This is a genomic window from Staphylococcus ureilyticus, from assembly GCF_002902235.1.
In the GTDB taxonomy this organism is placed as follows: domain Bacteria; phylum Bacillota; class Bacilli; order Staphylococcales; family Staphylococcaceae; genus Staphylococcus; species Staphylococcus ureilyticus.
Genome location: NZ_PPRL01000048.1, coordinates 1 through 13277, shown reverse-complemented (window position 1 = coordinate 13277; position 13277 = coordinate 1). Strand labels below are relative to the sequence as shown.

The window sequence follows — 13277 nt, the reverse complement described above, 5'->3', positions numbered from 1 at the left end:
CATTTACATGAAAAAGTTCTTATAATTAACTTAATAGTTCATCATATGGAGGTATTATATGAAAACAACAAATCCGAACGATGTCGATCAAATCTTGGAATTTTTGAATAATGCTAACTATCAATCTGCTTCTTATTTGTACAAATTACCACAAATGCATAATGATATTAGGTCTGTTATTACCAATGCAATACAGGATCCTGGTGTATTTGCACAAGTGAACAATCAAGATGAAATTACAATGTTACTTTTAGCTTTAAAGTACGAAGATAATAAATATAAAGTATTAGGCCCATTCATACACAAAAATATTACGCCTACTATCGAAGAAATGACACAACTTTTTGATGCTTTAGCTCAAAGTAAACCTGATACTGCAAATTTTAATTTTTCTTTTGAAGAACATGAACAAGAATACTTACCGTTTATGAAATCATTAGGTGCATCCTATAGCTTTACTGACTACTATCTCATTTCTACAAAAGATATTGGAAATGTTGGTAATGAACAAAATATTATTGAATATCAACCTGCGTTCTATCCTTATTTTAGTAAATTACATGATCAAACATTTAAACATGATGTAATGACTGCTGCTGAAATTGTAAAATCATTAGATGAGTACCATCGCCTATTTATATTCATGTCTGAAGGATTATTAAAAGGTTATTTATATCTTGAAATCGCTGAAAACAACCATATAGCTGAAATCAAATACTTTTCTTCGCACTCTGATTACAGATTAATGGGGATTGCTTTTGATTTACTATCATATTCTCTACATTTTGCTTTTTCAACTTTTGATATTGATAAGATATATTTTAAAATACGCAGTAAAAATACTACACTTGTTGAGCGTTTCAACGAATTAGGTTTTAACATTAATTATGAATATAAAAAATTCAAGTACGTAGCGGCATACATTTAAATTATAAGTGTTTTATATTTTTTCATTTTTAATATCCATATAGACTATTTTAAAAATTAAAAAGCTGAACTGTAATCTAATATTTTTACTATTCGATACCTTTACTTTAAAATGAGTGTCTAAGGCAATCTTCAGTGATTGTTTTATAAAGGGAAAGTAAAAATAAATAGAGAGTGAGTGAAGCTTAATTATGGATTTATTAATTGCCCTGCTCCCAGCATTATTTTGGGGAAGTGTTGTTTTAATTAATGTACTCGTTGGTGGTGGCCCTTACAATCAAATCAGAGGGACTACTTTCGGTGCACTTATCATAGGTATCTTATTATTACTTACTGGCAATACAAAATTCGATGACCCCATCGTCATTATTGTAGGTTTAATATCTGGTGCTTTTTGGGCATTGGGACAAGGTTATCAATTAAAATCAGTCAGTTTAATTGGCGTATCTAAAACAATGCCAATTTCAACAGGATTACAACTTGTTGGTACTACTTTATTTAGTGCTATATTTTTAGGTGAATGGAGTACTGGCACACAAGTAATTCTTGGCCTAGTTGCAATGATTTTACTTGTTGGCGGTATTGCGCTTACTTCAATTAAAGGTAAAAATGAAGCTTCAGAAAGTACGAAAAACTTTGGTAAAGCAATTCCTATCTTGTTAATTTCCACTGTAGGTTATGTCGTCTATGTTGTAGTTGCACAAATTTTTGGTGTTGATGGTATGAATGCCCTATTTTTCCAATCTATTGGTATGGCAATAGGTGGATTAATATTATCAGCTAAACATGAAACTACGATTAGAAGTACAGTTTGGAACCTGATACCAGGTGTCATATGGGGTATAGGTAACTTGTTTATGTTCTATTCACAACCAAAAGTAGGTGTGGCGACAAGTTTCTCATTTTCACAATTATTAGTAATTGTTTCTACACTTGGTGGCATTTTCCTTTTAGGTGAACGAAAAGATAAACGTCAGATGATAGGTATTTGGACAGGTATCATTTTAATCGTTATCGCTGCATTTGTTTTAGGCAATATTAAAGCTTAATCAAGTATTATAAAATCTTATTCGACTAGACACTTTAATTCATCAAAATTTATGCCGAATAACTAGGAGGAATCTTAAATGTTTAAAGATTTAGCAGGAAAAGTAGTCATTATTACTGGGGCTGGTAGTGGTATTGGAAAAGCCATGGCAGAGCAGTTTGGTGAAGAACAAGCGAATGTCGTATTAAATTACAGATCCGAACGTCATATGGATGCTATTGAAGCCTCAATTGAATTAATTGAAAATGCTGGTGGCAAAGCATTAAAAGTTCAAGCAGATATCTCTAAAGAAAATGATATTGATCACCTCATTCAAACTACTGTAAATCACTTTGGTACATTAGATATCATGATTAACAATGCCGGATTTGAAAAAGCAATCCCAACACATGAAATGCCTTTAGATGAGTGGCAAAAAGTAATTGATATTAACCTAACAGGTGCTTTTTTAGGTTCCAAAGCAGCAGTTAATCAATTTCTAAAAGAGAATAAAAAAGGTGTTATTCTTAATACTTCAAGTGTACATGATAAAATCCCTTGGCCTAACTATGTGAATTACGCTGCTAGTAAAGGCGGTTTAAAATTAATGATGGAAACAATGTCTATGGAATATGCTCAATATGGCATCCGCATTAATAATATTTCACCAGGGGCAATTGTAACGGAACATACAAAAGAAAAATTTTCAGACCCAGCAACACTTGCAGAAACATTAGAAATGATTCCGGCAAAAGAGATTGGTGAAGCAAATGAAGTCGCAAATGTAGCAAGATTTCTTGCCTCTGATTTAGCAAGTTATATTCATGGAACTACCATTTACGTTGATGGCGGAATGACTAATTACCCCGCGTTTATGGGAGGTAAAGGATAAAGTCATCACGCCAATCCAAACACATGCATTTAGTCATTAATACTTATGCTCAATATTTAAGGGTCCGGGACACCATTGATATGTCCCAGACCCTTATTTTTTATATTCAAATCGTTTCATAGTCTTCCAAAAATCAATTAAACAAATAACGCTTGATATACATACAATATAATAATGCTAATTAAAATCGTTAAATTACTCACCATTCCAACGAGTGGCAAAGTCTTATACTTAAATTGAATGGAATAAGGTATAATAGCAACACCTACTGGTAATAACCAAGCAACTTGTAGTGTTGTTTTAATCATATCATTATCAACTGGTAAAAAGAAGTAAACGAGCAATCCTGCGATGATTCCCAATCCATAATGTAAACCTAAATACTTTAAAGCAATAGGCAAGAAGCGTTTATCAATACTAAAGTTGAGCATCAAACCTAATAATATCATTGAAAGTGGCATATTAGCGCCAGATAGTACAGAGAAAAATTTAATTACAGGCTCTGGGAAGTGTATATTAAGCATATTTAATATAAACATAATGATATATGTCATTAAAGGAACCGATTTAAGTAAATTCTTTCCTAAATATTTAAAATCAAAATTATCACCTGCACTACTGAAATAACTGCCAACAAAGTATGTAACACCAAACATAATCATTGCGCCACCTATATCTGCCATTCCAAAATATATCATTCCTGTTTTAGGCCATATCGCTTCTACAAGTGGATAAGCAAATAAACCAATATTTAGCGAAGCTGTCATCATGCCAACTGTGCCACGTATGTGATTGTCATATTTTAAGAAAAACCAAATCACGATGATCTTAGCGATAACACCATACAATATCATCATTATCGGTAATATTGATAGTGACAAATCTAAACTTGCACCATTTAAATTAACAATCACTAAAGAAGGTAATGTTATGTTTAATACGAGTGTTGAAAAGACTTGACTATCGTTAGCTTTAAAGTAATTTATCCGTTTGAGTACATAGCCTAATGCAATGAGTAATATAATAATGATAAATTGTTGGGTCACATTATTCCTTCTTTCATCCAATCATCTGTTTTCATTCTATTTTCATACTTTAACATAAGTGGCAACCATTTTAGAAGCTTTCGAATCCATGTTATAATTCAACTTATATACGAAATGCTTACATTAAACAAAAATGGAGGTAATTGAATGGATTTAAATGATAAATTAGCGGAACTGAAATATGATTATGTTAGATTACAAGGAGACCTCGAAAAAAGAGAATCAGTTAATCAATCTGTGGATCCTTTAATAAAACAACTTGAAAAAATAGAACAAGAAATGTCAGAGGTACGTTCAGAAATTAGACAAAAAGAAAATAAATAACATCCTAGTAAATCAATAACTTACATGCTAAGATTAAGGGCGAACATAGAAAGGATGTAATAAATGCAACTGTATCTTATATTTTTGCCAGTGTTATATTTAATCGTAAGTTACATAAGTATATTTAAAATGAACACCATTATAACGCGTATTTTACGTATTATTATGTCTTTACTTTTATTATTCGTGGTAGCTATTACAACATTATCGTTCCCAGCAATCAATTGGTGGGTCTTTATTGTACTACTGCTTATCATAGGTAATGTAGAAATTACAGCTTTCAAAAACGGCAAAAAAGACCAAAAAGCCGTTCAAATTTTAAATATAATGAGCGTTATCTTATTTGTAATTTATGTTATTTTGACTTTAGTTTTATATTAAAAACCACTATTTTAAAATACTGTAACGTCACACATATAAATCAGCCCCGACAAGTTTTCTGATTAAAAGAAACTTATCGGGGTTGATTTTATATATTCAAACATGTGCTCATATATATAAGTACGGACATACAAAATCTACAAAAAGCATGTCATCTCATATGTCTGCATTTTATTTTACTTTCTTTTTCTCAAGATTTTTGCCTTTAATGTAAATAATATTTCATATATTACTGGTACAACAATTAAAGTTAATAAGGTTGAAGAAACCAATCCACCTACTACAGTCGCTGCCATACCTTTTGAAATAATAATAGAACTGTCTTGACCAAATAACATTGGCAGCAACGCACCAATCGTTGCTAATGCTGTCATAAGTATTGGTCGGATACGCGTTCCTCCTGCTTCTAACAGTGCCGCTTGCATTGCCATACCTTGATGTTGTTTATTAATCACTCTATCAATTAACACAATTGCATTGGTTACAACAATACCAATTAGCATAAGCATACCAATCATGCTAGGTACAGATATTGTCTCGCCAGTCACCACTAATGCAACCACTACACCTATCACTGTATATGGCAATGAGAATAATATTGTGAAAGGTGCCAAGGCGCCTTTAAATGTTAACACAAGTACTAAATAAACTATAATAATTGCTGCTAACATCGCCATAGATAATTGTGTTACTGCATTTCCTATATCTTCATTTGCCCCTCCCATGTTGACGTCTACGTTATTCGGCTTATCTATTTTATTTAACTGTGATAACACTTTCTGTGAAGTCCCGCCAACATCATCATTTGTCACTTTTCCGGAAACTTTTGACGTATAGTCTCCTGCTTTAGTTTCTATTTTGTTTGGCGTCGTTGCTTTTTCTAATTTTGCGATATCACTTAATTCAATAGATTGACCAGTAGCTGTTTGTATTTTAGTATTTTTAAGTTTTTCTTCTGTCCAATCCGTTTCTTTATCTTCTTTAATTTTCACATCTATCGATTTACCATTTTCCTTTACGGTTGTGACACTTTGCTCAGGTGTATTCTGATTTAATGTCATGGCTAATTGTGATGCAGACAAACCATAATTGGAAGCTTTATTTTGATCGACTTTGATATTATATTGTTCGTATGTTTGAGATAAATCAGACTTAACATTAGCAATGCCATGAATATGTTTCATTTCTTTTTCGACTTTATTGACAGTTCCTTTGATAGCATCAACAGATGGACCAGTAACAGTGATTGCTAATTCATTATTTTTACCACCTGTACCCATATCCTGATTTGCCCAATCTCCAGGATGATGATATTTGTTGATATGTTTTAATAATTTATCTGGTTCTTCATCAAAGTTAGGTGTATCACTCTCATATTCAACCATGATAGCCATACTATTTGAACTACCTGTAGGATCTGTTGGCGTTGCTCCACCTACAGAGTACTGAACTGTATTCACCTTATCTTTAGTGTTCAAGTATTTTTGTACTTGTTCGGCATGTGCTAATACACCTTGCTCTGTCTCACCTGGTTCAGGAGTGTAAGTTAATGCCATGAATTTATCTTCTCCAGTTGAGATAAAACTAGTCCCTAGTTTAGCGGCCCCTAAACCGATACTAGCGATTAAAATGATTGTACTTAAAATCATTACAATCCATTTGTGCGCTAATGACCAGCGGAGTATACGCTTATACCCTCTTCCTACCAGACCTAATGTTTCTTCTCTCTGTTGTTTGACACCTTTTTTGAAGAAAGTAGCACTTAAAGAAGGTACGATGGTAATCGAAACAAGTAAAGAAGCTAGTAAACTAAATGCAATCGCTAATGCAAATGGCCTAAACATCTCACCTACTGAACCATTGACAAACGCCAATGGTAGAAAAACTATAATAGTAACGATTGTCGACGACATTATCGGTTTAAATACTTCACTCGTCGCACTAATAATGAGGCTGTTACCAGTTAGTGTTTCTTTTTTATCTGATAAACGTCTATAAATATTTTCAACTACAACAATTGAATCATCGATCACTCGACCTATCGCAACTGTTAACGCACCAAGTGTCAATATATTTAACGACACATCTGTTAATTTCAATGCAACCATTGCAATTAATATAGACATCGGTATCGAAACGACTGAAATTGCTGTTGTTCTAATATTTCTTAAAAATAATAATATAACAATTATGGCAACAATCGTACCGAGTGCTGCTTTTTCAATCATTGTATACAGCGAGTCTTCTATTGGTTTCGCAGTATCCATAACTTTAGTAGCTTTGATATCTTTATTGTCTTTGGTAAATTCATCAATTTCTTTTTTCGTATCTTTTGCTACTTTAACAGTATTGGCATCTTGTGCTTTCGTCACTTGTACATTGACTGCATCTTTGCCATTTGTTTTAGAAATAGATTGTCGTTCATCACCAACTGAAATATTGGCAATGTCTTTGAGTTTAACAGAAGGCATGCTATTTTCGCCGTCTTGATCATCTGAGGTAGGCATTGCTGCTTCCATGTTACCCCCTTGTGATGAACTTTGGTCACTCGTACTTTGACTTGCATTTTCATCGTTGTTACCTTGAGTGCTCATACTTGAAGCTGATAATGGAATCTCAAGGTTTTCCAATGCATCTATTGAAGTAAATTGGCCATCAACCACTACTGACTTTTCAGTTTTACCGAACTGGAATAAACCTAACGGGGTTTCACTTGTGGCACCCTTTAAGAATTGTTCCACACTATCTACAGTCAATCCTCTGTCTTGTAATTTTTCTTGATCAAATTTAATTGAAACTTCTCTAGATGTTTGTCCATTCAATTGTGCATTTTGTACACCATCGATTGTTTGAAGTTTAGGTAGTAACTGATTGTTAACTTTTTTTGTTGTATCTTTTAAATTATTATCCTTTGTGGTAAAAGAATAAGCCACAATTGGAAAAGCATTCATTGAATTCCTTGTTAAGTCGGGGTCTTCCACACCATCATCAAACTTAATTTTATCAAGTTCTTTTTTTAAATCGTTTTCTGCCTTATCCATATCTGTGCCATTTTCATATTCAACAGAAACCATAGAAGCATTTTGAATAGATTGTGCATTAACATTTTTCACACTTGCCATTGACCTTATTTGGTCATCAATTTTATCACTAATTTCTTCCTTCACCGTTTCTGGTGTAGCACCAGGCATGGTTGTTTGTACTGTAATCACTGGCGGCTCAACATCAGGTAATAATTCAAGTTTCATTTTTGCACTTGAATACACACCACCTAAAATGACCAGCAATACCATAAGAAAAATTGCAAACTTATTTCCAAGTGAAAATTGTAATAGTTTTTTAATCATATCTTTTCTCCTCTCAACTAGCAATTTAATGCGATACTTCATTTAATTTCATTACGCTTAATTATATATGTATTTTCTAAATTCATAAAAAATGCACGTTATAAAGTTTAAGTTGCATATTAAAACTTTATAACGTGTCTACTTTTTTACAAAATCACAAACAAAACTACTAACGTTTTAATTTACGTGAAAGTTTTATTTTAGCTTTAGTCAATTTAGGTTTAACATTTTCAATAACTTGATATAATGGTTTGTTTAACACATAATCAAATTCACCTATTTTTTCACTTAAATAAGTTCCCCATACTTTCTTAAATGCCCACAATCCATAATGGTCTGATTCCTTATCGGGATCATTATCTGTGCCACCAAAATCATATGTTTTTGCACCATGTGCTCGAGCGTATTGCATCATTGCAAATTGCATGTGATGATTTGGCAAGAAGTCTCGATAATCATTTGATGACGCGCCATACAGATAATAAGATTTATTTCCAGCAAACACAAGCAATGCACCTGATAAATATAATCCTTCTGGGTGCTTAGCTTCTAAAGCTTCCATCTCATTGATAAGTTCTTGCGTTTTTTTCATTTTATTGTCAGCATCGTTTATTTTATTTAATGTCTTTTTATCTTGTTTTTTTTCAGCTAGCTTTTCTTTTTCCTTTTCTAACTGCGCTAAATCTTGGCGTAAATCCTTAAGCACGGGTTTAGGCTCTAATTTCACTAAGAATAATTCTGCATCTCCATCGGGATGTAAAGTATCATATATATTTTGGAAATAGCTAATATCTCTCGTTAAAAAGCCATCTCTTTCACCCGTAATTTTCGTTAATTCGGCAAATGTTTTCAAACCTTCTCTATCAGAACGTTCTACTTTCGTACCACGTTTTAATGCCAATCTAACTTTTGAACGATTACGTCTTTCAAAACTTTGAATTAAAGCGTCATCGTTTTTATCAATCTGTGTTATCATTGTCATTCTTGGTTGGATATAATCTTTCGAAAGTCCTTCTTTAAACCCTTTATGTCTAAAACCTAATGCTCTTAGATGTGTAAGTGCATCAGCACCATTATCTACTTCAACATCAGGGTCGATTTTTATTGCATAAGCTTTTTCTTCTTTTGCTATCTGAATTGCGTATTCTAGTAATGTTTCTAATGCGAGTTTATTACTATAATCTGTTACAAAACCTCTTGAAATATAGCATAGCGTATAAGGCAATTTAGGAACCTTTTTAAATAATAACTGGGCCACTCCTAAAATCTCACCATCTTCACCTACTGCGATACGCTTTGAGTACCAGCCAGTCAATCGCTTTGTTTCTGCCCATTTTGTTAATTGTAATAGATCACCTTGCGGATGCGCTTTAACAAATGCATCATGAGCTTGATTTGTTATATTCATCTTTTCCATAAAAACTGATATCTCCTTTTACCATTACATACTTTGTTATTATACATTGCTTCACACATTCTTTCACATCATTTCCTATTATTTGCTATAATATTATACGAAATGAGGTGTTCTAGTGCGTATCATTATATTGTCATTACTCTTTTTAATCAATTTAATTTTTGTAATCCAAACATTTAGTACAACGTTTAATGTTTCATATCTAAGTTTAAGAATCATTCTCGCTGTTTTTACATTTGTAGCAACAGTGTATTTACTACTTTTATCTAATAAAAATAAATGGGGAACTTACTTAACTATTTTAACACTAATTACTTCTGTGATACACATCGTCGTTATTGCACATAGTATGTATGTTTACATTTACTAATCCGCTTCAACTTTGTACTTAAGCCCTCTAATGATTAAAGTATACGGTGAAGTTGTATTATCGTCTTTCAAAGTAACCGCTTTATAACCTGAATACTCACCATCGTATATACGATATACAATATCATCGTTTTTCAACTTTAATGTCGTGAACGTTTCTGTATCATTCACGACTTCCATCCCAAACCACTGTTGCCATTTTTCAACCGTATGTGTTCTTTCTGTACTATTAATTTCAATCCCCTTGATACTAAAGGCGTTTTGCCGTAATGATATTAGCTTTTCTTCTCTTGTTTCAATATTTTCATTCCATTGAATAAAAAATGGCGGTTTAACTCTATAATCTGGATCAGCTATATATAACAAGCGCCATGTAGTCTTTTCTCCTTTAGTATTTTCCCTTTCCATTTCTACAGGACCTATAACATCTATATTTTGTGCTTCAAGTTTTTCTTTTAGTTTGGTAATATCTTGCGTTTGAAATGCTATTGTTTTCAGTCCTTGTTTATACTGATCTTGAACGATTTTTGAAGGAAATGAGACTCGCCCTTCTTCACTTTTGACAATTTTTTGCAATTTTTCTGGTTTATAAATATCCAGTAATTCAATGTAAGCATTATTTAAGTACGCTAAACGATTATATGTGCCTAATTGATCATGCTTACCACCTTGATATAGTGTAAATAAATTGCCTGGGAATTTGAAATTATCTAATTGTTGTACATAATGAACGATATGATCTAATTTTAAATCTTGCATACCTTGATCCCCCTACTTTTTCTTTATATTTATTCTAACAAATTGTTTAAGCGTTTACTTCTGATAACCTATGATTACGATTTAATTTACTTTTGTGAAATCATATTTATATAGTGATTAAAAATCATATTTTAAAAAATAGCTATTGATTTCCTTGGCATAATAGACTAAAATATAACTTGTTTAAAAATTAAGTTAGCTTTGCTAACTATTTTCGGAGGTGTGCATTCATGCAAAATAAATTTGTCTTTGATAATATCATTGCAATTTATAGACCATATACAAAACTATTCCAACCCATCTTTGAATCATTTGATCTCTATCCTGCACAATGGCTCGTTTTAAAAGATATCTCCTATAATGCCCCAACCACTTTAGTACAAATTTCAAAACGACGCTCTATTGAAAAACCGACCACAAGAAAAATATTAAAAGTGCTTTCTGAAAAATCTTTATTAACTGTAGAAACAGGTACCGATAAACGAGAAAAATGGCTTTCACTTTCTCAAAAAGGAGAAAATCTTTATAAAAGCATTAGTACTCGTGTAGATAAAGTGCAAGATGAAATCATTAAAAATACAGGTTTGTCAGATTCAGAACTGGAGCATATCACACAATCAATACAACTTATTCACGCGAAAATTTTAGAGAAAGAGGAGTTTTAACATGAATCAATCAGCATCGATGAAGACACCAATTTGGACAAAGAATTTTAATATTAATTTCATAACTAATTTTTTAGTCTACTTATGCATGTATTTACTTATCGTTATCATAGCAAGTTATACAAAATCTGAATATCATGCCTCAGACAGTATGGCAGGACTTGTATCCGGATTATTTATTATCGGTTCTTTAATCGGACGATTTATCACTGGAAAGTACGTTAATAAAATAGGTCCTAAACGGATTTTAATCATTGGTTTAATCTTATTAATCATCACCCAATTGTTCTATTTTATAGAAGGTGCCTTAGCTATTTTAATGTTCACGAGATTAGTTAATGGTATTGCTACTGGGGTTACTACAACAGCGACAGGAACAATTGCTGCATATGCAACGCCTCAGGAGAGAAAAAGTGAAGGTATTAGCTTATTCTCTTTAAGCTTAGTTATCGGCGCTGCAATCGGTCCATTTTTTGGCCTTTTACTTATTAATACATTCCCAATTCAATTGTTATTTTTACTTTGTTTAATGTGCGGTATCATTAGTTTTATCATTTCATTTTTCATTAAGCTAAATATCGATACAACGCGTGATATCATAAAACCTCAAACTACTGAAAGTAAAAAATTTAATATTAATAACTACATCGCCAAAGAAGCATTACCTGTGGCAATCATTATGCTCCTTGCCGGGTTATCTTATTCGTCTATTCTGACATTTTTACAATTTTTTGCACAAGAAATTAATTTAGTCACAATATCTAGTTATTTCTTTATTTTTTATGCTATTGCATCACTCATTACAAGACCAATCGCTGGTAGAATGATGGATCTCAAAAATGAAAACGTCATCGCTTATCCTGCTTTCATCTTTTTAATACTTACCTTTTTAACGTTAAGTATTACAAATAATAGTTGGTTATTAATTCTTGCGGGATTACTCCTTGGTGCTGGTTACGGAAATATTTCTTCTTGTATGCAAGCAATTGCAATCAAAGTATCTCCACCGGCAAAATATGGAATAGCTACCTCAACTTACTTCATTGGTTTAGACTTAGGACTAGGCTTTGGTCCATATATATTAGGATTTGTAACCTCTGCAGTTTCATTCGCTCAATTATACGCTATTATGGGTGTACTGGTTTTAATTACTGGAGTTATTTATTACTTTGTTCATGGTAGAAAAGTAAAACACATGAACATCTAATCTTTTCATTAAACAATAAACTATATATCCCGAAAAAGATTGGTTTTAGCTGTCAACAAAAGTATTGTTGGCAGTTTTTTTACATACTTTATGGATGAAGCGTCAATTCGTCTACATTTTACAATATTTAAAATTGAAATTTGTTTATTTATATTATAATTATTACTGAATTAGGTTTATTCTATATTTCAAATACATAAAAAAACCAAATGCTATTTTAGCACTTGGCTTATTTCAAATTTATATTGTTGTTATTGATCATCATCTGATTGTAACCTTAATGATTAAGCAACTTTTATGTTTTCGATTTCTGTTATAATATCATCTATTACTTTTAACTGATCATCTGTGTAATAATAGAACACTTGTCTTTCATCTGTTTCTGATCGAACTTTTGAAATCAATTCTTTTTTGTAAATCTTTCTTATAATAACATCTATTTTACTAGTGTCCCATAACATTTCAAAATGTAAGGTATCTCTTAATTCTTTTCCGCTAATTTTATTAGCTTCATAAACCTTAAACAGAACTACAAACTCTTCGATAGATAAACGGTGAGCTGACTTCAACCAATGTTTCAACTGACTTAAAGCCCTCTCAGACGTAATATAAAATGATGCTTTACTTTCCATAAATTTGGCCTCCTCATGATTTACTTTCATTGTTAGTATTGGCTTTATATAATGAATAAGCTTTTAAAATATTATATAACACTTTCTTCATTAAATCTATTATTTTAAAAGAAACAGATAAATAAATTTTACTATTGTAAAGTTTTTATATAGCTACAATTGATTATGGTAATCTTTTTCTATTGTTCATTATCTTTAATCGTTAAAAAATTACTTATGTATAATACATTTTCATATAAAAATATCTTTCCTCATTTTTGAAATCATTTCACATAAGATATGAG

12 protein-coding genes are annotated in these 13277 nt (G+C 31.8%); 7 read left to right on the top strand and 5 right to left on the bottom strand.

The window, feature by feature from the left end; all coding sequences use genetic code 11:
* Positions 1-58 precede the first annotated feature (58 nt).
* From CD150_RS05210 to CD150_RS05200, 3 genes are all read left to right on the top strand, one after another.
* On the top strand, positions 59-928 hold the full coding sequence (locus CD150_RS05210) for a GNAT family N-acetyltransferase (RefSeq protein ID WP_073343794.1): 870 nt from the start codon (positions 59-61) through the stop codon (positions 926-928).
* Between the two features lie 190 nt (positions 929-1118).
* A complete protein-coding gene (locus CD150_RS05205; protein WP_046208430.1) occupies positions 1119-1976 on the top strand; it encodes a RhaT/GlcU family sugar-proton symporter in 858 nt (285 codons plus the stop codon).
* A 78-nt stretch (positions 1977-2054) separates the two neighbouring features.
* The gene (locus CD150_RS05200) at positions 2055-2846 is read left to right on the top strand and encodes a glucose 1-dehydrogenase (protein WP_103161408.1); all 792 of its coding nucleotides are present in this window, start codon (positions 2055-2057) and stop codon (positions 2844-2846) included.
* Positions 2847-2983: 137 nt separating this feature from the next.
* Here CD150_RS05200 and CD150_RS05195 read toward each other — a convergent pair whose 3' ends face one another.
* A complete protein-coding gene (locus CD150_RS05195; protein ID WP_073343802.1) occupies positions 2984-3892 on the bottom strand; it encodes an AEC family transporter in 909 nt (302 codons plus the stop codon).
* A gap of 147 nt (positions 3893-4039) precedes the next feature.
* Here CD150_RS05195 and CD150_RS13355 point away from each other — a divergent pair, with 147 nt between their 5' ends.
* Together CD150_RS13355 and mspA are read left to right on the top strand one after the other, a co-directional pair.
* Positions 4040-4216 (top strand): SE1832 family protein, encoded by a 177-nt coding sequence (locus CD150_RS13355; RefSeq protein WP_164987263.1) that lies wholly within the window; start codon positions 4040-4042, stop codon positions 4214-4216.
* Between the two features lie 63 nt (positions 4217-4279).
* Positions 4280-4597 carry a membrane stabilizing protein MspA gene (gene mspA / locus CD150_RS05190; protein WP_046208433.1) on the top strand — a complete coding sequence of 106 codons (318 nt, stop codon included), beginning with the start codon at positions 4280-4282 and terminating at the stop codon, positions 4595-4597.
* A 176-nt stretch (positions 4598-4773) separates the two neighbouring features.
* Here the strand turns inward: mspA and CD150_RS05185 are convergent, their stop codons facing one another.
* The 3 genes from CD150_RS05185 to CD150_RS05170 all read right to left on the bottom strand — a co-directional run bounded on the left by CD150_RS05185 (position 4774) and on the right by CD150_RS05170 (position 10489).
* Complete coding sequence (locus CD150_RS05185; protein ID WP_103161407.1) at positions 4774-7944, bottom strand: efflux RND transporter permease subunit; 3171 nt, start codon at positions 7942-7944, stop codon at positions 4774-4776.
* A gap of 169 nt (positions 7945-8113) precedes the next feature.
* Complete coding sequence (locus tag CD150_RS05180; protein ID WP_073343808.1) at positions 8114-9361, bottom strand: lipid II:glycine glycyltransferase FemX; 1248 nt, start codon at positions 9359-9361, stop codon at positions 8114-8116.
* A gap of 366 nt (positions 9362-9727) precedes the next feature.
* Positions 9728-10489, bottom strand: coding sequence for a VOC family protein (locus tag CD150_RS05170; protein ID WP_073343814.1), 762 nt, complete (start codon positions 10487-10489; stop codon positions 9728-9730).
* 230 nt (positions 10490-10719) lie between these two features.
* Here CD150_RS05170 and CD150_RS05165 point away from each other — a divergent pair, with 230 nt between their 5' ends.
* A complete protein-coding gene (locus tag CD150_RS05165) occupies positions 10720-11154 on the top strand; it encodes a MarR family winged helix-turn-helix transcriptional regulator (RefSeq protein WP_064209378.1) in 435 nt (144 codons plus the stop codon).
* A gap of 1 nt (position 11155) precedes the next feature.
* Positions 11156-12361, top strand: a complete 1206-nt coding sequence (locus CD150_RS05160) for an MFS transporter (protein ID WP_064209377.1) — start codon at positions 11156-11158, stop codon at positions 12359-12361.
* A 284-nt stretch (positions 12362-12645) separates the two neighbouring features.
* Here the strand turns inward: CD150_RS05160 and CD150_RS05155 are convergent, their stop codons facing one another.
* Entirely contained in the window at positions 12646-12993 is a 348-nt protein-coding gene (locus CD150_RS05155) for a SarA family transcriptional regulator (protein WP_046208439.1), read from the bottom strand.
* Between the last annotated feature and the right edge of the window lie 284 nt (positions 12994-13277).